The organism is Fibrobacter sp. UWT2 (assembly GCF_900142545.1).
Lineage (GTDB): Bacteria > Fibrobacterota > Fibrobacteria > Fibrobacterales > Fibrobacteraceae > Fibrobacter.
The window spans coordinates 1-24,495 of the sequence record NZ_FRBF01000030.1 but is presented as its reverse complement, the minus strand read 5'-3'; the positions used below and the strand labels follow the sequence as shown (position 1 = coordinate 24,495).

Here is a 24,495-nt window from a genome sequence, read left to right as displayed (position 1 = left end):
CGCAGCGCGACAATGTGAAAATCAGCCTGTTTACGGGCTTTGGCGCTCTAATAGCCCAAGAAATGGTTGGCGTGCAGAATGCCGGTGCGCATACGCATTCTTTTGACTTAAGTCAAATGCCGGCGGGATCCTATATCGTGAAAGTGTCGACCGGTAGTTATCGTGAAGCGAAATCAATAAACATTTTCCGATAAATCGATGATACCAAACAAAGGCGCCCCGGCGAATGCCGGGACGCTTTTTGCTGTGGCTTGGGGATATTTTTTATTTGGTGTAAATCTTATGTTCGGCCATATAGAGGGCCAAATAGTCTATGACGCCGGATTCTGCGCCTTTTACAGGAATGTAACGCAAGTTGTTTTGTGCGTCGGCAATCACGGCTAGCCCAGCGATGTAGTTGATCCAATGATAATCTTCGTGATACTTGAGAGCGACCTTTTTCTGTGAACCGAAAACGGCGAGTGGCATCACAAAGATGTCGTGCGATACCATGATGGTGATGCGTTTCCACTTGGATAAATTTTTCAGGATGACCGCTTGCATGAATTCTTGTGCGCGGGGCTCCATTTCGTAAAATGTTTCCGGGTATCCGCCTTCGTATGCCCAGCGTGCCATCAGTTCGATTGAACTGCCCTTTAGGCCGAGCGCGGTCGCTTGCTTTGCGAGGGAATCGGCCGAAATTTTCAGGAACCAGTTGCCGGTGATGTCGTAATTCGTGATGAGTTTCGGGAGTGGGGCTTCTCCGCGTCCTTTCGAGATTTGGTTTGCGGTTTCGTTCGTGCGCACGAATCCCGAAGTGACGTATGTGAATTCTTCGTCGCTCTTGAGGGTTGCCCCCAGGTCTTGTGCCATCTGGATCCCGTTTGCAGTGAGTTCTGTTTCTAGCGCTACATCGGCTTCGCGTTCGGAATGGCGGATGATAAATACCGCTTTTTCGTCGGGAGCGAGACTCCTGTAAACATTGGCGATGGTTGCGAATCCGTCTTTGTCCAAAACGATTTCCGGAGAGGTATCCATGATTGCGGACGAAGAAGATTCCTCAATCGAAGAAGAAAGACTGACAGACAGTTCTGTTGATGATGACTGGTCACGCGAAATAGGCTCGCTGGAAGAGGATGCCGGAATGGCCGAGGATGACATTGCCAGAGAAGGCGTTGCCGAAGACGACCATTCCGGGGAATCTTGCTCGGACGACGACACGGGTATCCAGGAGTGATTGGAGGCTTGGTCGGACGAGCTTGATTCAATATCGGGATTAGATACTTTGTCGTTACATGCCGTGAGTGCTGCAATGCATGCTGTGGCAAAGATGAAAAGGTGCGTGCGCATTATGACCCCCACTGATAATCTCCGGCTTCGTAAACGGGATTTTCGCCGTTGAAGCCGCGGGGACGTTTGACTTTGTCGTCGTAAAGGGTCTTGTTGAATATGCGGAAGTCACCTCGTTCGTAGCTTTGGAATGAAATGTGGCAGAAAATGGGGCCTGCAGGCATATATTCGCTGTAGCTCATGGTTCGTTCGCCAACGGTGTAGAGGTAATTGAAGTATTTCCCGTTCAGCACGATGTGTAGCCCGATGTTGCCTACGGTGAACCAGCGACCTTTTGCAAGAATATTTTCGTGATGAGTGTCGTCGTAGTCCATTACCACGAATTCGGCGTCGCCGCTCTTGTCGAGATGGAAACGGTACTTGTGGTTGCCTCCGCAACAGCGCCCGTCAAAGAACCAGGTGTATCCGCTAGCAGCGGCAATACGCGGGTCGCGCACGCTTGTGTCGGGGTGGGCGAGCTGTTCGTCTGTCACGAAGCGCTCGGGCTCAACGGCTGCGATCAACTGTTCCAGTGTTTTCGGGTTGCTTACGGTCGTAAGGCTTACCTTGTTCTTAGCTTCACTTGCAACACGGCGGTATAGTCGGTAAGGAATGCCGTCGTCACTAATCATGGTGAGTTCATCTTGGCTGAACACATAGTAAGCGTACGTTTTGGTTCCGGTTTTTGTGACCACGTTAAAGCTGCGGTTGTTGAGCGTGTACCATTGGCCGGAAACGTTCGGGAATCCTGAAACGGCTGCAATTCCGTCTTCGCCGATGACAACGGTGTAGTCGTCGCTGATCCAGGCTTCGTCTGCTGCGGTAATGAGGCGGCAGTCGCGGTTTTTGTCTCCGGCACAAACCGCGTCGCTCGGGTTCGCCGCTTCGCAGGCGCTGATCATTCCCGGCGGAAGTTCGGTAGAGGCCCCTAGCCTAAATCCCATGTCGGCGGCGCCATCGCGGCTACGGATGGCCCGGCGGCTCACCCGAGCGAATTCGGCGGGTTCGCCGTAACTGCCGCCACGTCGCGTCTTGTTGCCAGAACCTGTGAGCTGAACCGGGTTGACTTTGTCGCCTGCAGTATAACCCACGAGCCAGTCGTACACCCATTCCCAGGAATTGCCGCTCATGTCGTAAAGCCCGAGCTTGTTCGGCTTCTTGCTGGCGACGTCGTGTGCCTTGCCACCGCTGTTTTCGGAATACCAGGCGACATCGTCAATGGCGTTGCCTCCTGAGAATTTGAAGCTGTCGGCAATCCCATCCTTACCTCCGCGAGCAGCAAATTCCCATTCGGCATCGGTAAGCAGGCGGTATTGCCTGCCTGTCAATTGCCCTAATTTACAAGCAAAATTATTCGCATCAAACCAGCTTACACCTATTTTGGGGGCGTTTCCTGATTCCCAAGCGTTTTTCTTGCCGCCCATGACGGCGTTCCATTGGCTGACCGTGACTTCGGTTTTGGCGGCAAAGTAGTCGCTGACGGTTACCTTGTGCGCGGGTGTCTCGTAAATTTTGTCTTGTTCGGCGCAGTTGTCACACCCGCGTGTGTACGAACCTCCCGGAACATGAATCATGTCAAATAAGACGCCGTTTACAGTGTCGGAAAAATTTGCAGGTGCAATATATGAAAATCCGGTTCCGCTTGATGAACCTGGAGGGACAGCAAGTTCACCAGACGAGGAGGAGCTAACAAAAAAGACGTCCGATGAACTTGTTTCAGTGAGTCCGCTCGAAGAATGGGTATCGGCTGCGCTGAAAGCGGTTTCGGAGCTGATTTCCTGAGGAGAATCAGCGTTTGACGAATCCGGAAAATTCGTTGCTGAGGAATCGCCCTCGGTGGGGGGAGTTAACCCACTTTCGGGCGATTCCGAGCAACCTCCAAACATCCCGGCGATAAAAGTAACCGCTATAACACCCGAGGAAAACTTGTGCATGCGCACCCCCATCGAGTCTACATCCTTAACCGGTTTTAATATAAACTTAAACTAAAAGGAAAAGGCGTTATTTATTCTTTTACTGTGGACAATTGTGTCAACACCAATGTTTGCGTTTCAAAAAAAAGAAGCACTCCGTTCGGGGTGCCTCTTTGTTTGGTTTAAGAAGATTTGTGTTTTTACTTTACCTGTACGGTACTTGTCTGGACTGCGTTTTGGCCTCGGATGATGGCTATGTACTGGCCCGTCGGGATGTTTTCAAATTGTACTTGTCCGTAATTCTTAGAAAGGGCCTTTTGGGAAATGAGTTGCCCCGTTGCAGAAACAAGGGTTACGGAGGTTACATTTAGTAAGTTGCCCTCAACGAAGATATTCTTGCCTTGCGCGTAAATTCGGGGGACCATAAACGTGCCTGACATCTTTAAAGTCGTGGAGGAGTCTGGCGTTTTGGCGGCAGTGTCACCTACAGCGTACAAGGGCGCCAGTGCTTCTGCCCACAAGTGGTGCATGGCTTGCCCGCCCTTCGTGTCGCCATTCGGGTGTACACCGTCGCTCGCCAACAATTCGGGATGTTCCTTAAAGTAACTGTAGAAATCAGGACCCTGCGGCAGGTCGTTATCTTCGACGAATTTGTCGACAGCCTCCAAAAATGCCGGATTGATTTGCCAGCCCGCCTTTGCGGAATCGGTCGCGATAATTCGTGCAATCACGGGCGTGATTCCGTGAGCCTTTGCAGAGTCGATAATCGTCTGCATGTTGCTCACGTAGGTGTTCAGGTTCCAATCGCCACCGCCCCAGGCATCGTTGGTACCCATTTCGATTGCCCAGAATTTGACGTTGCCAGCGTATTCCAGGTATTCGCTTAGGTGTTCCACGACTTCGGTGCTGTTGATGCAGCCAATGCCGCCGCGCAACATGGCGGGCGTGTATTCCGGGAACTTTGCATGAATGAGCTGCGCCGTGGTGGAATCGGTATCCTGTTGCTTGATTCCCATCTGACTGATGCTTGTGCCCATAAAGAACCAGGTGTCGGTTCCGCCTGCGCTCATGTCGAATGCCTCGATTTCAAGAAGCTTGCCCACATCGCCTTCGCTTACGATCTTGAACCAGGATTTGCCCGCAAAGTCGATGGTTACGCCACGTGCCATCACGGGGTTGTTCTGGATGGTGGCGGCCACTTCCCAGTCTCCGTCGGTACCGTCGGTGGAATTCGCCGAAGTCAAAATCTTGAAATTCGAGAGTGCGACGCCCGAGTGGCCGCAACCGCTCGTGAAATCGGTCGCCCAGGCACAATCGCCGAACGATTCCCAGTTGATCAAGAGCTTTTTGGGGCCTTCGCCCACGTTCAACGCGATTTCCTTGGCGCTGCTACTCTTCCAGTTGGTCAAGTAGCCGTCCGTCAGGTAATCTGTCGTTGTGGTTCCTGTATGAGCCGGCAAACCGCCAGAAACCAACTTGTTCGGGGTAATCCCGTAAGAGGCGCACATTCCGCATAACAAAAAAGCTGCGGTTGTGTTCGTCATTTTTAAAGTAAAACATCCCATAAACACTCCAATTCAAATAAGCGACGCTCCAAAAATAAACTCCAACCCCCGTTGTGTATTCATTTTTTTCGCGTCGCCTGTAAAATTCGTTGAAACCGACTCAATAGTTATTTTTTGATGTATACCGCATTCAAGTTGCGTCCCTGGATTCTTTGACGCACGATGTAGCGCCCCTGCGGAAGTCCCTGCGTAGTGAGTCCCACATAGTGGCCATTCATGTCAAAGATGCCGATTGTTGTTGCAGGGCCGTAGAATGGCGATACCTTTGCAAGACGCGTCGTAGAGGTATCCTGGTTGGGCTTGTATTTGTCCCAGCCAGGCATCTTGTCGAGGGTCAAAATGCGGTCGTCCTCCATGTTGCTTTTCCATACAGCGTCGGGAGTCTGGTCGATGAATTTGCTGTTCCATGTGTGGTACCAGGGCATCCACCAGCTCCATACCGAGACGTCCTCGTGCATCTTGGCTACGTCGGGGATGGGTCCGTTCTCGGTGAGGGCGAGTATCTTTTTGCCCTTGTTCTTTGCCTTGAGGCCGTCAAAGCTTGCCGCGTTGCTGGAGTTGTCGCCTGATCTGTTGTAGATGTCTATGCCGAGCACGTCGTAGTAGCTGTCGCCCGGGTCCCAGCCGTTCACGTCGTCGGTGGAGGGGTTGTAAACCCAAACCATGTTGCGGACCCCCTTGACATTTACCATGCGGTCATAGACGAGCCGGTATAGTGCCGCGAACTGCTTGCCCGAATTGATACTCCACCAGAACCACTTGCCGCCCGCTTCGTGCAGGGGGCGGAAGATGCCTGCAACGCCTTCTTTTTGCAATTCGAGGAAGTAATCGGCAATATGGTCAATGTCGGCGATAATTCCCTTGTAGGCCGCACTTTCGGTGTCCCATTCGGTGGTGCCGCTCTTGAATCCGGTAGAGAAGTCGAAGTCCGTATATTCGTTGGTCCCTGCCGCACTCTGGATGTAGAATGCGTCCTTCTTGTCGAGGGGATCCTTCCAGTGCCAGGTGAATGCGGGAATGCCGCCCGCTTTCCAGAGACCCTTCGCTATAGAAATCGCCTTGTCGGTGTATTCCATGTTCCAGCTACCGGAAGCGTTCGGGCCCGTTGCGAACAGGAAGTCGAGGCCGACGAGTGCCGGGTACTTGCCCGTGCGCGTGTAGATGTACTTTACGTCGTCGTGGGTCTTGAAGTCGGCTCCCTGCGTGTAGCCGCTCATGTCGCCGGTCATGATTCCGCTAATTGTTTTCTTGCCGAAGTTTTCACGCAAGAAATTGTAGAGCTTTACCGCACTTTCGGTCGCGTTCGGGGTAACCGGGGTCGCAGAAAGCTTGAAGGGAGCGGATTCGTAGGCAGAAATGTCGATGTAGTCCACATCGATCCATCCCCAGTATTTCTCGATGGCGATGGTGTTTGTGCCCGCCTTGAGCGTGACGGCCGTTGTAACGTCTGCCCATCCGGTCGTTGCTGCAAAGTCAATCGTGCCTGCGGTCGCTCCGTTTACTTTGAGGTAGTTTGCCTTGAAATCGCCCGCCTTGTAGCGGATAGTAAGCGTGTATTTACCTGCCGTTTCAACAGTGACTCCCGTGAAGGTAATTGTGCCTTCCTGAAGGCTTGCGTACCCTGTGCCAGAGACGCCGCTGCTGTTGACAATTTTTGCCTCGCTAGATACGGTTGCCGATTCGGCTTCGTACTTGGTGGCGAAAGCTGTTGTTGCGAGGGTTGCCGCAAGAATTGCGACTGTATATCTTTTAAACATTCAAACTCCTTGATACACCATTGTACCCTAAATTTATGCTTGTGAATGCATTTCGAGGAGTTTTTTTTGGGGAGGGCGTGGACAAAAATGTCAACAACTCCGAAAAAAAACATTAAAAAGCAGTTGCGAAAATAGATTATTTTGATAATAGAAACTATATTATTGGGGCGGGTCAACCATGTTCGCAAGAAACAAAATCAACATATACGATTACACCGACTACCGTAAATTCCTGCAGGACTTTTACGAACTCGAAAAGTCGCTTGATCCGACCTTCAGCTATCGGGTCTTTGCGTCGGCTGTGGACATGGACGCAAGTCTCCTGGTGAAAATCTTGCAGGGGAAGCGTCATGTGTCTTCGAAAGGTGTCGAACCATTCGTTGAATTGTTCCGTTTCAAAGAGGCGAAGGCTGAATATTTCCGCGAAATGGTCGCTTACGGCAAGGCAAAGACCGACGAAGAGGTGCGCAAACATTTTGAAATACTCCAGAAAATGCGCCCCGCTGCGTGCCGCGAACTTGATGAGGCTCGCTACCGTTATTTTCAACAGTGGTACTATCCGATGATTCGCTCGGCGCTCGATGTATTTGATTATCGGGGCCCGCAAAATGCCGCCGCACTCGCCGAGACATGCATTCCGAAACTTACCGCTACGCAGGTTGAAAAAGCGGTCGAGGCGTTGCTGCAGTTGGGACTCGCCCGCCAACGCAAGGATGGCCGCGTGGAACCCACCGAGGCGCATCTCCGCACGCAGGAACACTGGCTGAGTGCCACCATTAGCGACTATCAGGGACGTATTGCGGAACTGGCGCGCGACTCGATAGCCAACACACCGAAGGAAAAGCGCGATATCAGCACGCTCACCATGGCGCTTGACTCAAAACAGATCCAAAAAATCCGCGATATCCTCGCCGAAACGCGAAAATCCATCGTAAATGTGGTCAATGCGATGCCTTCGCAAATTTGCGACAGTGTTTATCAATTAAATTTCCAGTTATTCCCGATGATGAAAAAGGAAGAACGGTAAAAATGTTCCAGGTGTTTAGGATTCATAAATTGTTTTATTTCGCGCTCGGCCTGATTCTGGCGGCGTTTTCGGGCTGTTCCGACAGCGGCCCTGAAACTGCCGGAGCCACGAGCGAAACGACGAACGGGATTGCGGTCGTTGCGCTTGATGGAGTTCACAAGCCGATTCCGCAGGCGCGTGTTACCTTGTACCAGCGTCCTAGAGCCGCTTCTGCGGAAAGCCCGTCCGAAGTCCAGGATGTGACGCAGTTCCTCCCGTCTTATGTTTCTGCGTTGGAAACCGCTACTGCGAATGATTCCGGAAAGGTACAGTTTGAAACTCTGCCGGATCAGTGCCAGGATGCAAGGTGCTATGTCGAGGGAATTGCCGGCGAGGACTCCTCGCTGATGGTGTGGACGAAACTTGATGCGGTCGATTCCATGGCCGATGAAATTGAACTCTTGCCGTCCGTGTCGCTTACGGTACGCACCGGGGCGGCCTCCACGGACTCTACAACCTTGGGCAAAACTTTGATGCTTGACGCGACTCCCTATTGGGCCCAAAATAACGGAAGCGAGTTTGTCTTCTCGCATGTTCCGGCGGGTCTATATACCATTGTCGCGAATAGTCAGCCCGTTGGCGATATTTCGCTTGACGCGGGCACTTCTGTTGACACGCTCCTGTGGTTCCAGGAATTGACTCACGAATTCGTCTTCGAGGATTTTGATGACGGCGACAATCTGAACAATCTGGCGAAAACATACCCGAATTACGGTTGGTACTACCTACCGCACAAGGGAGCGTCCTTTGAAAGCCCCGACAGCGTGGGTGGTTTTGCAGGGGCGCTCGTAGATGACGGAGCCCGTGGCAAATATCTCTCGTTAAAGTTTACCATCCAAGATACGGGCTATGTCATGCTCGGGACGCGTCTTGGCCTCGATACGGGTTATTACGACCTGAGTGCGCTCACGGCCCTCCGACTGAAAGTTCGCGGTGACTGCATGTTTGCCGTTGCGCTTGAACATTACCGCCAAATCGAGAATAATAACTACAATAAGGCGTTTTGGTTTGCGAAGGCGAGCGATGAATGGACCGAACTGGTCTTACGCCCAGGCGAAGAAATAGTGGACAGTAAGAATTACCAAGTCTCTTGGGACGAAATCTCAAGCGAAATTGGCATATTCAGCATCTTTATCTATAACGGATCTTTCCTGGAAATAGATGAAATTGTATTCGAAGGGGTTGCCTCGATTGAATAATAGACGGTTTCGGCCGTAGTCCGCGGACAACCCTAAATTTCGAAAACCCTACCCAGCACTCCGATAGGAGTGTATTTTTTTTGCGTAAAACGGGTTTTTACAATCGTTGTCAACAACCAAACACATATTAATGGGCTTGGTGGATAACGTTTTGAAAACAAAAGTGCCAAAATTAGATTATAAAAGGCAATATTACAAAAAGAGGAAAAAATGGGAGTAAAAAAGGATGTTGGGTTGGCTTTGGCGGGCGTTGTCTCGCTTTTTGGAATTTCTACCGCCGCAATTCCGGCGACAGAGGTGGTGACGCTTCCGTCGGAATCGGCTTATGGCGGTGGTGACAAGGTCAGTTCGCAGTTGGTTGCCGCGACTTATAACGCAGGCGAAGGTCCGGGTATCTGGATTGTGGCCGATGGCGGCTACAGACTTTACCACAATGGCGCTCTCCTTGCACAGGACAACCAGGCGGGCCGCGTGCGCTTTGTGCCGATGACGTTCCTTCCCGGTGAAAATGCAATTTCGGTCGTGGGCGTGAACGGCAAGGGTGCTCCGGGCGTCATGGTGCAGATTGACGACCTGGACAAGTCTTACTATTCCGGCAGTGGTTGGAAATCAAAGCCTGCAGTGAGCAACAACTCGTGGAAAAACAAGGGCCGCGACCTTAGCCAGTGGGGCGGTGCGACAACCCTTAACTACGCAAGCAACAAGCTCCCGAGCGGGGCGGCGCTTTCCGGCTTTGCTGCAAACACGCAAGCCAAGTGGATTTGGACTTCTGCCGAAACGGATCCGACAGCGGTTCTGCTTTTCACGTTCAACGTGAAGGCCGAAGGCTTCGGCGCTTCTACGACGGGCGGCGATGCCGGCAATATCGTTTTCGCGAGCGATTCCGCAAGCATCCGCAAGTACTTGCAGAGTAATGACGCCGTGACGATTCTTGTGCCCGAAGGTACTTACGATTTTAGGCAAATGCGCAATGCGGTGACCGAGGCGAACAAGCAAGGGCGTACTTGGTGCCGCACGACTTGTGGCGAGACGAACCGCGTGACAGGCAAGACGAACAAGTTCTACCGCATCGCCTTCGAGAAAAATAGCTGCGCGAGCCTCGGTGAATCCGGACTCGAAATCGTGAAGGAATCGGACAATCTGCAGGCGTGGAGCAACTGGATTACCACCAAGCCCAACAAGACTTTGGTGGGCATGGGTCGCGGCGCAAACCTGCGCGGTGCCTCCATTGTGGTGCGCAGTAACGAGGGCTCTTACAACCACATCTACCGCAACCTCGCCATTTACGACGTGAACCCGCACTTGATCGAAGGTGGCGATGGCCTCGAAACAGTAGGTACAGCCTCGAAGCATGTGAAGGGCTTTTGGGCCGATCACATCAGTTACAAGTGGATCAGTGACGGCATGGACATGGAATTCGTGGACGATGCCACCATCAGCTACCTGGATTTTGACGGCGCGAACGAATACAACTGCTGGGGTACCGACCCTTACATGGCACTTGTCGAAGATGCCCACCTGACTTATGCAAATAACTACTGGCACAATACCTACGGTCGCGTGCCGAAGGTGACGGGCGAAAACAACGGCTCGCAGGTGCATTTGTACAACCAGTATGTGGACTACAACCGTTTCTTTGTGGCGGGTGCAAACGGCCATAGTGCAAGCGCGAAGGCCTACGTACGCTACGAGAATAGCTATATCGATAACGGCCAGGGTTACCTCGCCGAATGGGGCGACAACGGCTACGTTTACTTTAGTGGAGTCACGTTCGGGAGCGGCACTAAGCAACAGCACCGCTACAACGGTACGGTGACGCAGGGCGTTCCGCAGGCAGAAACGTTCAACCCGAGCTACAGTTTCGAAAAACGCACCGTTGCAAATCTCCCGAAAGAAATCCCGAGCCTAGCAGGTGTGGGAGGCCGCTACGGCAGGATGCCCGAATACAACCAGGGCTTTGGCCAGAGCAACAAGGCTGCAAGTGTTTCCATGACAGCGCCTTCTGCAGGGGCCAAGTTCGATGCCGGCAAGGCTGTCACCTTGAGTGCCACTGCCAAGGATAACGACGGCTCTGTCAAGAAGGTTGATTTTTATGTCGGAACGACTTTAGTCGGCTCTGCGACGGCGTCGCCTTACCAGGTAAATGCCGAGGGCCTTGCTCCGGGTATGCATTCTGCCGTTGCTGTCGTGACGGACAACTCCGGGCTCACTTGGATGTCGGAATACGTCACGTTTACGGTCGAGGGAACGGTTGAGCCCGAATCGTCTTCGTCCGAAGTCGCGGAATCGTCGTCGAGTGTAGATTCTTCGTCGAGCGTTGCAGAATCTTCCTCCAGTGTCATCCTGAGCGAAGTCGAAGGATCTAGCAGTAGCACGACTGCGATTGCCCAGCGTGTGAATCTTGCCCCCGAAGCAGAAACGGCCTTCTATCGCATCTTCGACTTGCAAGGCCGCCCGCTATTCTCGGGTTACCAGAAACCTGCCAAGATGCCTGCCGCGCATGTGATGGTGGTGGAATATACAAAGAGCGGCACTATCAAGCGCCGATATATACAATAACGAACAACGAAAAGAGAGAACTCCAAAAGGATTAGTAAGTCGTTGTTCGTCCTTCGCTCTGACAATAGGCTTCCTGCCTATTGCCTTCGCTCGGCGAATTACTTTTGGACGTTGTCCAGGATTCTTTGCGCTTGCTTTGCAAGAATGTCGGTCGAATTCATCTCGATGACTTTCTGCAAGCGCTTGATTCCGTCTTCAAGTTCAATCTTATTCGTTACGCAAGTTTCGCCCAAAGTATAAAGGGCGCGCCTTGCGAAGTTCTTGTCTTTCTCAAGGGAAAGACCTTTTTTCAAGAGAACGATTGCGGCTTCTGGCGCATTCTTCGACTTGGCAATTTCGCCCCATTCAAGCCACTGGTTACTCGAGATTTCAATGTAGAGCTTGTTCATGCTGTCTACCAAAGAAAGCACTAAAGCCTTGTCGACGGGATGTTCCTGCAAAAGTTGTACCATCGCCTGAGTCAGCAAACTGAATGCCTGTTCAGGGCGTCCGCCCTTGGCGTTTTCGATACCCGATTGAATCATGGTGCGCGTCTTGGCCTTCATTTCGGCCATGGGGTTTCGCCTTTCAATGCGGCGAGCTCGTTCCTGCAATGCTTCTTGCTTGAGTTCGAAACGGGTCTTGCGACGGGTTTCAATCTTTAATCCGGCAAAAGCGCCTGCACCGAATGCGATGGGTGAAAGCACCGTGACAGCACCGAAAATATTGGGGTTCACGAACCAGTTGACAGCCATGTCGAGTAAAAGACCCATGAAGCAAACGGCCGAAAGAGCTTGCGAGGTCAAATCTTTTCGCGGAGCGAATGCGGTAGCGCCAAGCAAGAATGCTACGGTAAGGCTCATACCCATGTAGCGCTCGCCGCTGTAATGGTCAAAGAAGCTCGTGCTAGTAAGGACGCTCACCAAGACGCCTCCGGCAAGCGCCCAGCCGACAATGCATCCCCAAAGAATAAACCATTGCCAACGCTTTTCCAGACGTACGAGCGTAAACACGAAGAAAACGGCAAACAGAACATAGCTCCAAACGCTGGGGAACAGCATCCAGCTGGTCAAGATTCTGTCGTAGTGTTCTTTTTTCGGAATAAACGCCATATTGTAACGCACGAACTTGTCGGTATAATTGTCGATCCATTCGGTCTGTTCGCGCCTAAAGTCCGCTTCGCTCGGGTAACGGTTGTTCTTTTGGGTGAATTCTTCTTTGCCACCCTTGATTTCCCACCATTCGCGGAAATCCTTTTTCATGACTTCAACGCGGTCTTCGACGATGTAAGATGGCTTCAGTGCAAAGGCCCTGTTGCGGAACTGCTCAAATTCTTCTTGCTTGACTTTTTCGGTCGGTTCGATTCCGACGACCTTGAATTGGTTCGCCCCCTCTTCTTCCCACCACTTGTCAAAGGACTTGACGATTCCTTTTTCGTAGCGGTCTTGCTTGATTTGCGGCATGACCGCAGTAACGGCATTAAAGACACCAAGTGCGATAACAGCCGCGACCACCAGATAGTGGACGGGCTTGACTTTTTTCAAGAGAGCAAAAAAATTCAGGATAGAAGGTTTCATATCCTGAATATATACTAATGAACTTGAAAATGAAAATTTTATTTTTCTTAAAAGCGGTTGTATTCGCGCAGCTGGTTCCACAAGAAATCCGTATTCACGTCGCGGTATCCTTGGGCGTTTACACGTTCACGCAATTTGTGAGCAATATCAAACAAGTTCGGGCAACTTTGCATGCGTTCAAAGCTGTCAAAAATGGTGAGGTTGTCAATCCACTCCGTGAGTTCCGGGAAACGCGGGTCGCTAAAGCGGTTTTCGCGGCCGGTCTTCAGGTATTCCAGGTAACGGTCGGTAATGCGGTAGCCGTCTTCGATAAAGATGTCCATGGCGTGGGGGAACAGCTTTTCGCCGGTCAGGTATTCGTGCACGATGATTCCGAAGCTGAAGTAATCCACCGAGGCCGACAGGTTTTCGCCCATGATGGCCTGTTCGGGGGCGCTGTAGCAAGGCGTCATCTGGCCGCCGTATTCGGTAATGGTGTCACGCATTTTCGCTTGGGCGTAACCGAAGTCGCACACGAGAATCTTGTGATTGTTCTTGTGCTGCGGATTCTGGCAAAGCAAAAGGTTCTTGGGCTTTAAATCCTTGTGGACCACCTGGTAGTAATGCAGCTGGCTAATGGTGTTTGCCAGGTAGGCGAGTTGGGCGACTCGGTGCAGGATTTCGTCGTCACTTAGTTCTTTCTTGAATAGCCTATCCAGAGAGCAACCCTTAATAAACTCCATCTTGAGGTAAGGGTGTCTGCCGGCAATGCCGCCGCCCATGCTCTGGACCACGCCTTCGATATTGGTGGCGTGAATCAGGTTGTTGATGCGGATTTCGTCCTGGAAGGCACTCAAGAGGCTGTTCAGGCGGTGGAGCCTGTTCTTGCCGGGGCTTGCCCAGAACTTGCAAATTTTGACGACAATTTCTTGTTCCACGTAGCGGCTGGGGTCGTTCGGGTGTTCCAGCCAGTACTGGGCACGGTAAAGGTTGTTGGTGCCTTCGAGCGTTAGGGGCTCTATCAGCTGAATGTGCTGCATGGCGCCGTTGTGCATGTATTCGGGATTCTGGTCGAACCACCGCTGGTATTCTTCCATGGTGTAGTTCGGGCGGAGAGCCAAGTTTCTAGATACTCGATCTAATGTTTCTGCCAGAAAGTTTCGAATCATGCCCCAAAGATAGCTAATCCCCAAAACAAAACAAGGTGCCGCCGAGCGACACCTTGCATATAAGTTGCTTGTTTATTTATTCCATTGTCTTTTCGAGGGCCGTTGTAATGACATTGTAAGCGTCGTCAACGGAGTCGCAGAAATGGAACAGCTTAAGGTCGTCCTTGTCGATCATTCCCGTGTCGGCGAGATGTTTCCAGTTGATGACCTTGTTCCAGTACTTCTTGCCAAAAATCACGACGGGCATGCGGTCGCCGTATTTCTTGGTCTGGATCAAAGTCAACAGTTCGAACATTTCGTCGAGGGTGCCGAAGCCGCCGGGGAACACCACAAGCGCTTTAGCCATCTTCATGAACCAGTACTTACGGATAAAGAAGTAACGGAACTGCAAGTTCAGTTCGTCGTCGATATAGGGGTTCGGGTGCTGTTCGAACGGAAGCTTGATGTTGAGGCCAACAGAAGAAGTTCCCACGTCGTTTGCGCCGCGGTTGCCCGCTTCCATGATGCCGGGGCCGCCACCGGTCATGATGGCGAATCCTTTGTGCTGCTTGTTGGCCCAACGCCCGAGCTTGGCGCCGAGTTCGCGGGCGGCGTCATAGTATTCGGCTACGGATTCGAGCTTCTTGAGTCGTTCCAGTTCCTTGGCGTTCTTGCATTTTTTGCGGCGCTTGAGAATCTCGCTCATGGGGAGTGTGCGCGCCGAGCCGAAGAACACGATGGTATTTTTCACGCCTTCTTCAGCAAAAATCAAGGAAGGACCCATGAATTCTGCAATGATTCTGATGGGACGACCGACATCACTGTCGATAAATTCCATATTGTGGTAAATCATCTTTCCGGGGGTCGCTTTAATTACTTTTTTCGTTGCCATGGTAAACTCCTTGGTTAGGTTTGCCCAACTGCTAATTTATATCCCTAAAATACACTCAAAATGGCAAAAAGCAACAAAAAAACGCTTTTTTTCTGCTTGCAAACAAAAAAAACTTTATATTTAAGACATGCTAGTAAAAATTTGGACCGACAGCTTTATTATCACGGGCGAAATCGATACGCTCCGCGATGAACGTCTCACGGACTACATCCGCGAAAACAAAGACTTTATCGCTGTGACGCAGGTGCGCGTGAGCGACAAGAGCGAAAAGGACTTGTTCCGTACGCACTTCCTCAATGTGAGCACCAGCCATATCGAGATTATTCTCCCGGCTGAATAAATCCCGAATCGGCTAGGGCTCCTTAAAATTCCATTGCGATTTTCTTGATGAGATAGCGGCGAGAATTTTCGTCGAGTTTTTTCGGGTCGAATTCCACTCCCATCAGTGCGGCATAAATGTTGAACGGGCTCACGGTTGTGCCCATGTTATTGCACTTCACCTTGGTGATGATGGCTTCGCCTGCAATTTGGATTCCGAGTAAGTGTTCGTTCAAGTTGATTTCTTGACCGCGGTGGTTTAATACCACGGGGAGCGTCTTGTTTTCGAACTTCTCCATGATGCCATCTGGAATCGCGTCGGGCGTGAACGAATAAATCATTGCCGTCGGCATGTGCTTCGAAAGCTTTTCCTTGAGCGGTTCGATGTTCACGATTTCCATGCCGCGCGGGAACGGCCTCGAAAGTTCGGCCATGATCTTCGGCAAGTTTTCCTTGGAAATATCAAGCGGCTGCAGAAGGTCTACGCTGATGACTTCGCAGTAGGTTTCAAGACCGAGCGGGAGTGCGCCCATGTTCGAAATGCGTGGTTTCGGGCTGAATCCTTCGCTGAACTTGATGGGAATGCCTGCGCAAAGGAAGGTGCGTTCGAAGAAACTGAGCATGTTCTGGTGCGGCAAGAATCGGCTGAGGCCCGTCTTCTTGAATGTAATCTTGTAGCTATGGCAGCTCTTTTGCGTGGGGCGGCGTTCCGCGACAAGTTTCTTGATTTCTTCGGGCGTGCGGCTCGGAGCCTTGTGGCGCACCGGGTCGTTAGCGAGCTTGATTTCTGCGCCGAAGCCTGGAATGCCGCACTTCTGGCAGTCGCCCCATTTGCAGTTGGGCACCGGTGCGGAGTCTTCCTTGAAGGCCTTCTCCCATTCGCCGCGCAGGTACTGTTTGCTTGTGCCGGCGTGAATGAAATCCCACGGGAACACTTCGTCCTTTTCGCGCATGCGGTACACCCAGCTGGTGTCGTATCCACATTCTTCCCAGACTTGCTGCCATTTTTCAAAATCGAAACGATAGGAGTCGCTTTCGAAGATAATTCCCTTCTTGTAGGCAGCGTAAATGACGGGGCCGAGCCTGCGGTCGCCGCGGCTGTAAATGGCTTCGAGGAAACTGGTTTCCCAACCGGCCCAGTTCACCTTCACGTTCGGGTGCCTGAAGAATCTTTCGCGTACGTAGCGGATATGCTTGAGGGCGGTTTCCTTGTCCATAAACGGAGCCCATTGCAGCCCGGTGAAGGACTTCGGAATTAGAATACCCATACTCACGGCGATCTGACATCCGCGCAGGTACTTGCGACCGATTTTCACGAGGTTCTCGATCAGGTTGCAGAACGCTTCCATGTCCTGCTCGTTTTCCGTCGGGAAACCGATCATTGTGTACAACTTAATCTTGTTGAAACCGCTACTGAAGGCGTGCTCGGCGGCGTTGTACATGTCCTGGTCGCTGATGGTCTTGTTGATCATCTTGCGGATGCGTTCGGAACCTGTTTCGGGAGCGAAGGTCGCACTGCGGCCTCCCTTGAGGGCGGAAATTTTCTGGGCGAGCGTTTCGCCGAAGGCGTTCACTCGGATACTCGGAAGGCTCACGTCTACCGTGTCGAAGAACGGATCGTCAATGATGGAGTCCGTCAAACCTTCCACCGGCTTGTAGTCGGCGGTGGAGAGCGAAAGAAGTCCGAGTTCGCGTTCGCCGGTCGCCTTGATGCCAGCTTTGGCAATATCCAATACGTCATCGGGGTCGAGTTCGCGGCAAGGTCTGTACCAAATGCCGGCTTGACAGAATCGGCAGCCTTGGGCGCAACCGCGCATGACTTCGACACTGAATCGGTTGTGCACCAGCTGCATGTTCGCAATCAGGTTCTTGATGGGGTAGTTCTTCGGGTCCATCACCGGAATAAACTGCCTGCGTACACCGTTTGTATTCTGGTAGCTGCCCTTGGCGGGTTCAGCCGGAACGATGTCGCCAAATTCGTTCGTGACGGTGGGACGCAGACTCGGTACGTACACGCCGTCGATTTTAGACAAATTCTCTAGAATCTGGGCGCGGGGAAGTTTTGCCTTGCGGCCTTCGCCCACGCAGCGCAGGAACTTGATAATCATATCTTCGCCGTCACCGATCATGAAGGCGTCGAAAAAGTCTACGACCGGCTCGGGGTTTGCCATGGCGGGGCCGCCTGCGACCAAAATCGGGTCTTCTTCACGGCGGTCTTTCTGCCACACTGGAATGCGTGCGATGTCAAGCACGTAGGGCACGTTCGTAAAGTTGAGCTCCGTCTGGAGCGTCATGCCGACCACTTCGAAATCACGCACCGGCGTATAGCTTGCGTAGCTATACAGCGGAATGTCGTACTTTTCCATTTCCTTCGCCATATCGTCCCACGGAGCAAAGGAAACTTCGCACAGCAAGTCCGGCTCGCGGTTAATGACATGGTACAGAATACGGATTCCGTTATTGCTCATGCCGATTTCATACTTGTCGGGGAACACGAACGCCATGCGGCAAAGCATTTGGCTGTGGTCCTTTACGACACTGTTCGCTTCGCCACCCATATATCTGGCGGGACTTTCGACGGCGGGGAGGGCAAGGGCAATCTTTTCAAGAATGGTCATATTTACAAATTTAGCTAAGTTCCTGTTTTTTTGCGGTTATTTATGAGTCGGTTGTCAACAATTTCTCTTTTTAAGCTACATTTATTTATATGAGTATGTTTACTTATTTCTTCTGGCTGGTTGCGTTTATCGCAGGAGTCGCCATTTCGTACTTCGTACCCGAAACGACGGTCTCTATAGGTGGAAAGTTCATTTTCGTTGGGGCCTGGGGCGCCGTCCTTGGTCTGGTTCTCTACAATGTGTGCAAGCGAAAGCTTGACATTGCCGAAGAGGACTTTAACGAAGCTCTTTATTCCATCAAGGATTCAAAACTGTCCATGACTTCGGAACTTCCGGTGACCAGTCCCGATCCCCTTGCTGCTCAGCCTGAACCTGAAGATATGCCTCTTCCGACGGGTGCGATTTCTTCCAAGGAAGCGCTCGCCAAGAAAGTGGACGAAATTTGCGTTAAGTTCCCCCTGGATGCCTGGAAGAAATATACCCGTTGCCTTTTGAAGGATCGCCCGGTTCCCGAGGTGATCAAGTCTTTGGAAGAATTGCTCCCGCAGCTGTTCCCCAATGCTTCTGGAATTTTGTACATGTATGCTGGAACCCAGACGGACCTGCACAAGGTACTCTCTTTTGGTGAAACGGTCATTAGCGATGATGTCATTCGCCCGGTGGAATGCGCCAGTTTTGATGCCGGCGATATTGTCATTGCGGACTATTCGAACCCTAGCTTGAATGGCGGTTGTACCCATTTACACCTCCATCCTCATGGAGTTTCTTTCTGTGCTCCTATTGAAGGTAGCGAAGAGCATTTCGGCATTTTCTCGCTGCAGACCGATGTCTTGCCCGATAATGAATCTATGGATGACTGGCATGCCAAGGTGAGCGCAGTGGCTACCACGTTGGGACTTTATGTCGCCAATCAGAACCTGAGCGCCCGCTATAGACAGCATAGCATTCGCGATAGCCTTACGGGACTTTTTAATCGCCGCTACATGGAAGAATCCCTGGTCCGTGAAGTGTCTGCTGCGACCCGCCATCGTTCTCCGATCGGCCTGATTATGCTTTATCCGGATGCCGTGGCTCAGATTCAGGAACAGCGCGGCCGCCATGCGGTGGAACAGCTCCTGTGGGAACTGGGTCAGCGCCTGCCTGGCTACGTTCGTAACGAAGACATCCCGTGCCGCTACGAGGGTGAAGTGTTCTGCGTGATTCTGCCGGGTGCCGACCTCAAGATTACGAGGGACCGTGCGGAACGTATCCGTCATGAAATTTCCCAGCTCAAAATTGCCTACGGTGAGACGGTTCTCGAAACCACCCTTAGCATCGGCGTTGCCGTAATGCCTGTCCATGCGGGCGATGCTCGTGGCCTGCTGATGGCTGCTGGCGAATCCATGCAGATGGCTATCCAGTCTGGAGCGAACCGTGTGATTCTCGCTGATGCATTAGGCAAAAAGCGCTAGAATAAAGCTTTCAAACGGATTTTGTTAATTTGTCTGCAATGCCTTGGGCCTTGCAGATTTTTCTTATGAAAAAAAACTCAGCTAACTTGCGTTAGCTGAGCTTTTTGGGGGTTAGGAGGAGAACAAAGAGTTCTTGAGCAAAAAGATAGAAAAAGAAGGCTTGAAAAAAGGGGCGGCTGGCCTATCTTTCTTGAAAAGCGTTGAGAAATCTTCAACATTCTCAACGAGTCATGTTGGGCATATTTTCTTTTTTTTACTATTTTTAGGCTATGAAAAAATTTTTAGCTCCCATCGTGTTGCTCGTCTTGGCTTCCGCTTTGGCTGTTTATCTGTTAATGGACTTCTCCGGTTCCCGGGGCTCCTTTGATGCCGACGCCTATCTGACAGCACGCTCTAAAATTGATTCTCTGGAACATGCGCTTTGGAGCGCGAAGGCAAACCCCGATCAGCAGGTAACGATTCGTTTGCAATTGGACTCTGCCTGGGAAGAACTTTCCTCCATGCGTGTCGCTCCTGCAACGGAATCTGCAGATGGAGCTTCTGCCAATACTTCCTCCAGCACCTCCGACATCGTCAAGTGGGTTGTGGGCGGTATTTTGGCTATTGGCGTTTGCGTGGCAATCCTGGTCCTGGTTCTCAGGAAACGCCAGGAAATCATTACTCGCCGTATGGAAGCCATCAAGGCAGAAAGGTTCAAGGAACCTAAGGCTATCCTCGACGATGCTACCATTCCGCCCCGTCCTCGCCGCGAAAAGCGCTCCATTATTGCTGATGCCGAAGAATATGCGGCGCAGAAGCGTGAAACGATGGCTCAGGCTGCTGCAGCCAAGGCATCGCCTTCCGACGAAAATCCGAAAGTGGAATTCGAAGACGAAAATGGCGTCCCCGAAAACAAGATTTTGACGGGTGCTCCCGATAGCAAGCCCGCACTCAGGCCTACGGCTAAGGAACGGATTACTTCTGCCATGCAGAACCTTTCCGATGTGTTGCGTGCTCCTCGCGGACTCTCCCGTGAACGCACCATGAAACTGCGTGCCCAGAGCCGTAACCTTACGGGCGACCCGAACCTCAAAAGCCCCCTTGAAATTACGCGCTTTGACCGCGAGTCCAACGAAAAGGTGAAGATTCTCCAGATGTCCCGTCGTGGCTTCCCGGCCTCGGCTATTGCCTCTAGCCTGAAGATTTCTCAGGAAAAGGTGGAAGCGGTCATCAAGGAAGCCATGGGCTAATGCGTTATCGTTTCCGCTGTGAATACCTGGGGTCGGCTTTTTATGGCTGGCAAGCCCAGAACGAAGGCGGAAAGACCAAATTCGTTACAGTTCAGTCTGCACTCGAAGAGGCTTTTGCGGTTGCACTGCGTGTGCCGGTGCGTATTACCGGGTCCGGTCGTACCGATACAGGGGTGCATGCCCGTGGGCAGTGTGTGCATTTTGATTATGACGGCGAAATTGATTGCGGTAAGCTAGTCCGTTCAATCAACGGCCTTACACAAAGGCTTATTCGCATTCGCGATCTTGAACCCTGTGCGGCAGATTTCCATTCGCGTTACGACGCCTTGAGCCGGTATTACCAGTATACCATTTATACTCGTCCCGTGGCGCTGCTGCGCGACTTCGGCTGGGAGTGCGGTTCCTTGAATCTCGATTTGGATGCTATGGCTAAGGAGGCGGAGTCCTTCTTGGGACATCATGACTTTATTGATTTCTGCATTCCTCGAAACGATGGAAAGTCAACGGACTGTATCCTTACGGAATTCAGGCTCGAACGTCTGAACGACTGGAGCTGCATGTTCCATATCAAGGGGAATCGTTTCTTGCACCGTCAGGTGCGCGCCATGGTCGGAACGTTGTTTGACGTGGGTCGCGGCAAGCTTCCCCTCGGAACGGTGCAGACTATTTTCGAGAAAAAATTTAAGGGCGAACGCACATGGGCGCCGCCCCAAGGGCTTGTACTTCAGAATGTAGAGTATAAGGACTATTAGCCCTTAATCAGGTCTACCATGTCGCGCACGGCGCGATCGATGCCGACCATGACGGCCTTGCTTACGATGCTGTGGCCGACGATGATTTCGTCAATGCCTTCGATAGCGGCGATGGCGGCTACGTTGCGGTAGTTGAGGCCTCGTCCGGCCTTCACCTTGAGTCCGTACTTGCGGGCGAGCACCGTCATGTCTTCAAGGGCGGAAATTTCGCGTTCCACTTCTTCGGCGCTTCCGAGTGTGCAGCTAGTGGCGTACTTGCCGGTGTTGAATTCGACAAAGTCTGCACCAATCTTCTTGGCTGCCTTGACCTGTTCGGTTTCGGCGTCAATGAACACGCCTACAGAAATGTCGTTGTTTTTCAGGGTCATGACCGGCTTGATGAGGTCGTTGGCCTTGGCTGCCACGTTTAGGCCGTCTTCGGTGGAAAGCTCCGTGTGCGTTTCGGGAACCAGAGTCACGGTGTCGGGCTGGTTATTGATGGCAACCTGGACCATTTCCTGGGCGGCACTGATTTCCAAGTTCATCTTGGTGGTGACGGTTCTGCGCAACAGCTGTACGTCGCGGTCTTGGATGTGTTGCTTGTCTTCGCGCAAGTGCATCGTAATGCCTGCGGCACCTGCAAGTTCTGCAAGCACGGCTGCGGCAATCGGATCCGGTTCGCAAATCTTGCGGGCTTCACGGATAGTGGCGATATGATCAACGTTAAATCCAAGTTTTACGGTCATACAAGACTCCTTGTCATTTCTTCATAAAGGTAGATAAATTTATAAGCGTGGTACCTTGGGACTTTACTTTTTCCTGCAAATCGCTCAATTTGTTAATGTTGCTTGCGTTCAAAGGTAAAATCATAACGGCAAGTCCGTTGCGCTTTGCTTCCCTGATTTTAGCCTTCGTGTAATCGTCGAGCGAACTGCTCTCGGGGTTGTAGGCCATGGCGTCTTTGCAGGTCATTCCGAGTTCCTTGCAAACCTGCGGAACAATGGAACGCTTGTTTGCAGAAATATCCATAAACCAAAGATGGTGGCCTTTTGCCGGTTTCAAAATAGCCTGCAGGAGCTGTCTGTGTTCTACAGCTTGTTCACCATAGCGTGAAACGATTCCTCTCGCTTCGGGGAATTTGGTACAGGCATCTCCAATAACGGCTTCAATTTGCTCTTCGGTATGGTGAATACGCAAAGGCCTTAATTTGTTGTGTGCCTTGTTCAGCTTGGTCGATTCAAGGGTAAGCCAAAGGGTTATGTTTCTGTTGTTTATTTTGTCTAAAAAACGGTATTCGTCGTCACTCAAACCGAAGGGCGGAATCAACAAGTCGTAGGCGTATCCGAGTTTGTTGAGTGCTGTAACCAGTTCTGGTGACAGTTGGGTAACTTCAAATGCGACAGCAAGGAGCGATGCTCCCAGCTTGTATTCGTTGCGGGAAACCTGGATTTCGATATTTAAGGAATCTCCGTTGTCTTTGAGCAAGTCCACTCTGGCAGCCTGGAAGACTTCGTTGTTGTTATAGAGTTCTTCCATGTAGAGGACTTTTCCGCCCGCCTTTTTTACAAAGCGCTGCATCTGCAAAAGATAGGTGATGACGGTTTCTCCACCGCCCATGGTCCAGATGTGGCGCTTCTTGCGCTTGGAATAGCTGACTTCCAGAGGGTCCAGAGCCCGTTGCATTCTTTCTTCAAAGGGAAGCGTATCTTGGGTAGAAGATTGAATCTCGGTGGTGTCGGCGCTAGATGGTTTGGAGCCTTTGATGCCATTGAGTAGCGGCAGTTCGGAAAGCTTGGGTAGCAGATAGACGAAGCCTCCGATTAAGACTGCCAGAACGATTATTATGGCGACAACGTGTTTCATTTTTCCCATGATAGGTGCTAATATAACTAAATTGCCGGTATGCCTATTCTATTTGCCTTGGTTGGTGCGACGGGAATCGGTAAATCAAACCTGTCGCTTGCACTTGCGGAACACTACGATGCCGAAATTATCGGAGTAGATTCCCGACAGGTGTACCGAGGCTTTTGTATTGGTACGGCGCAGCCTGATGCGGCTAGCCTTGCGAGAGTGAAACATCACCTGGTCGATTTTCTTGATCCGATGCAGTCCTTTTCTGCGGGGGCGTTCTGTTCGGCGGTTAAGGACCTGCTGTATTTGAATCCGCAAAAGAAATATATCCTGGTCGGAGGTACAGGGCTTTATTTGCAAAGCCTGATGCTTGGACTTCCCAAGATTCCTGCGGTGCCCGAAGGTGTCCGTCGTGAATTGGAAATTTTTGCTGAAACTCAAGGTGCTGATAGTTTGTATAAAATGGCGATGGGGATTGATCCTGAACTTGTACAAAGTGTCGAACCGAATAATGTGCAGCGATTGATTCGCGTGGTAGAAGTATTCAAGGCGACCGGTCGCAAACTTTCGGAATACCAGAAAGAACGTGAAGGTGGAATGGGCTCGTTGCCTGTGTTCTGGCTGCAGCGCGAACGTGATACTTTGTACAAAAGAATCAATGAGCGCGTTGACCAGATGATGAAAGACGGTTGGCTAGAAGAAGCCCGGGAACTTTCAAAGATTGTTCCGCTCACGGCTCCGGCCTGGCAGAGCTTGGGCTATCGCGAGCTTTTGCAGGCGCAAAGTGCCTCTGAAATGGCAAAAGTTATCGAAGAAGTCAAGAAAAAGACCCGTAACTATGCTAAAAGGCAGCTTACATGGTTCCGTGGACAGATGGATTGTACTTCTATTGACATGGAAAATGCCCCATTGCAGACAATTTTGGGCATTTTTGAGAAAAATTAATCCAACGCCTTCAAAAAAGTTGTGAATAGTTTGTGAATTCTCGGGGAACTCCTTGCGAAAGAGTCGTGTTATTCCCGTTTTTTGCGAAAATAAGAAAAAAATGCGATTTTTTCTGCAAAAACACCCTTGCAAATGTTCCTGAAAATTCTATAATTGGCGTCGTTCCTGAGAGGGACGGCCGAAAACGAAACGCTAAACGCGAAGAACCAAGTAAGCCGCGATCAAGGGACAGCAACCCGAGAGGTTGCTGAGTAGATTGAAGGAATCGGAGATGTGCTTAGTGACGGGTCCAAGAGATTTCTTGGAAAGTCAATTATACGAACGTGATTAACGGGACCAAGACTTTAAAAATTAATGAAGAGTTTGATCCTGGCTCAGAACGAACGCTGGTGGCGTGTCTTATACATGCA

Annotated in this window: 19 protein-coding genes; 9 read left to right on the top strand and 10 right to left on the bottom strand. The window is 51.4% G+C overall.

Translation table 11 applies throughout. The features are described 5' to 3' along the window. Positions 1–194, top strand: a 194-nt coding sequence (locus BUA40_RS14705; RefSeq protein ID WP_143149814.1) for a hypothetical protein, incomplete at its 5' end; no start/stop codon positions are given. A 70-nt stretch (positions 195–264) separates the two neighbouring features. Here the strand turns inward: BUA40_RS14705 and BUA40_RS13515 are convergent. The 4 genes from BUA40_RS13515 to BUA40_RS13495 form a co-directional block, all read right to left on the bottom strand. After that, positions 265–1,329 (bottom strand): histidine phosphatase family protein, encoded by a 1,065-nt coding sequence (locus tag BUA40_RS13515; protein ID WP_083585424.1) that lies wholly within the window; start codon positions 1,327–1,329, stop codon positions 265–267. Beyond that, complete coding sequence (locus tag BUA40_RS13505; protein WP_072801380.1) at positions 1,329–3,242, bottom strand: formylglycine-generating enzyme family protein; 1,914 nt, start codon at positions 3,240–3,242, stop codon at positions 1,329–1,331. Before BUA40_RS13505 ends, BUA40_RS13515 begins: the two co-directional genes overlap by 1 nt. Positions 3,243–3,421: 179 nt before the next feature. Beyond that, on the bottom strand, positions 3,422–4,786 hold the full coding sequence (locus BUA40_RS13500; RefSeq protein WP_255369322.1) for a hypothetical protein: 1,365 nt from the start codon (positions 4,784–4,786) through the stop codon (positions 3,422–3,424). A gap of 107 nt (positions 4,787–4,893) precedes the next feature. Beyond that, entirely contained in the window at positions 4,894–6,543 is a 1,650-nt protein-coding gene (locus tag BUA40_RS13495; RefSeq protein ID WP_072801376.1) for a glycosyl hydrolase, read from the bottom strand. Positions 6,544–6,721: 178 nt separating this feature from the next. Between BUA40_RS13495 and BUA40_RS13490 the strand changes: the two genes are divergently transcribed. The 3 genes from BUA40_RS13490 (at position 6,722) to BUA40_RS13480 (ending at position 11,367) form a co-directional block, all read left to right on the top strand. After that, complete coding sequence (locus tag BUA40_RS13490) at positions 6,722–7,570, top strand: TIGR02147 family protein (RefSeq protein ID WP_072801375.1); 849 nt, start codon at positions 6,722–6,724, stop codon at positions 7,568–7,570. 29 nt (positions 7,571–7,599) lie between these two features. Then, positions 7,600–8,808 (top strand): CIA30 family protein, encoded by a 1,209-nt coding sequence (locus tag BUA40_RS13485; protein WP_255369321.1) that lies wholly within the window; start codon positions 7,600–7,602, stop codon positions 8,806–8,808. Positions 8,809–9,018: 210 nt separating this feature from the next. After that, positions 9,019–11,367, top strand: a complete 2,349-nt coding sequence (locus BUA40_RS13480) for an Ig-like domain-containing protein (RefSeq protein WP_072801373.1) — start codon at positions 9,019–9,021, stop codon at positions 11,365–11,367. A gap of 98 nt (positions 11,368–11,465) precedes the next feature. On the opposite strand, the gene BUA40_RS13475 is transcribed toward BUA40_RS13480, so the two are convergent. The 3 genes from BUA40_RS13475 to BUA40_RS13465 all read right to left on the bottom strand — a co-directional run bounded on the left by BUA40_RS13475 (position 11,466) and on the right by BUA40_RS13465 (position 14,942). Further along, positions 11,466–12,923 carry a hypothetical protein gene (locus BUA40_RS13475; RefSeq protein ID WP_072801372.1) on the bottom strand — a complete coding sequence of 486 codons (1,458 nt, stop codon included), beginning with the start codon at positions 12,921–12,923 and terminating at the stop codon, positions 11,466–11,468. A gap of 47 nt (positions 12,924–12,970) precedes the next feature. After that, complete coding sequence (locus BUA40_RS13470; RefSeq protein ID WP_072801371.1) at positions 12,971–14,071, bottom strand: protein kinase domain-containing protein; 1,101 nt, start codon at positions 14,069–14,071, stop codon at positions 12,971–12,973. 76 nt (positions 14,072–14,147) lie between these two features. Continuing rightward, positions 14,148–14,942: an LOG family protein gene (locus BUA40_RS13465; RefSeq protein WP_072801370.1), complete on the bottom strand. Its 795-nt coding sequence runs from the start codon at positions 14,940–14,942 to the stop codon at positions 14,148–14,150. Between the two features lie 127 nt (positions 14,943–15,069). On the opposite strand from BUA40_RS13465, the gene BUA40_RS13460 reads away from it, so the two are divergent. After that, a complete protein-coding gene (locus BUA40_RS13460; RefSeq protein WP_072801369.1) occupies positions 15,070–15,282 on the top strand; it encodes a DUF6812 domain-containing protein in 213 nt (70 codons plus the stop codon). Between the two features lie 22 nt (positions 15,283–15,304). Here BUA40_RS13460 and BUA40_RS13455 read toward each other — a convergent pair whose 3' ends face one another. After that, positions 15,305–17,878, bottom strand: a complete 2,574-nt coding sequence (locus BUA40_RS13455; RefSeq protein WP_072801368.1) for a TIGR03960 family B12-binding radical SAM protein — start codon at positions 17,876–17,878, stop codon at positions 15,305–15,307. A gap of 89 nt (positions 17,879–17,967) precedes the next feature. On the opposite strand from BUA40_RS13455, the gene BUA40_RS13450 reads away from it, so the two are divergent. From BUA40_RS13450 to truA, 3 genes are all read left to right on the top strand, one after another. Further along, positions 17,968–19,329: a GGDEF domain-containing protein gene (locus BUA40_RS13450; protein ID WP_072801367.1), complete on the top strand. Its 1,362-nt coding sequence runs from the start codon at positions 17,968–17,970 to the stop codon at positions 19,327–19,329. Positions 19,330–19,598: 269 nt separating this feature from the next. Next, a complete protein-coding gene (locus BUA40_RS13445; RefSeq protein ID WP_072801366.1) occupies positions 19,599–20,558 on the top strand; it encodes a hypothetical protein in 960 nt (319 codons plus the stop codon). Beyond that, complete coding sequence (gene truA / locus BUA40_RS13440) at positions 20,558–21,310, top strand: tRNA pseudouridine(38-40) synthase TruA (RefSeq protein ID WP_072801365.1); 753 nt, start codon at positions 20,558–20,560, stop codon at positions 21,308–21,310. Before BUA40_RS13445 ends, truA begins: the two co-directional genes overlap by 1 nt. Here truA and BUA40_RS13435 read toward each other — a convergent pair. Together BUA40_RS13435 and BUA40_RS13430 are read right to left on the bottom strand one after the other, a co-directional pair. Then, the gene (locus BUA40_RS13435) at positions 21,307–22,035 is read right to left on the bottom strand and encodes a pyridoxine 5'-phosphate synthase (protein ID WP_072801364.1); all 729 of its coding nucleotides are present in this window, start codon (positions 22,033–22,035) and stop codon (positions 21,307–21,309) included. The genes truA and BUA40_RS13435 overlap by 4 nt on opposite strands. 13 nt (positions 22,036–22,048) lie before the next feature. Continuing rightward, positions 22,049–23,161 carry a divergent polysaccharide deacetylase family protein gene (locus BUA40_RS13430; RefSeq protein WP_072801363.1) on the bottom strand — a complete coding sequence of 371 codons (1,113 nt, stop codon included), beginning with the start codon at positions 23,159–23,161 and terminating at the stop codon, positions 22,049–22,051. Positions 23,162–23,191: 30 nt separating this feature from the next. Between BUA40_RS13430 and miaA the strand changes: the two genes are divergently transcribed. Then, positions 23,192–24,085, top strand: coding sequence for a tRNA (adenosine(37)-N6)-dimethylallyltransferase MiaA (gene miaA / locus BUA40_RS13425; RefSeq protein ID WP_072801362.1), 894 nt, complete (start codon positions 23,192–23,194; stop codon positions 24,083–24,085). Positions 24,086–24,495: the final 410 nt, after the last annotated feature.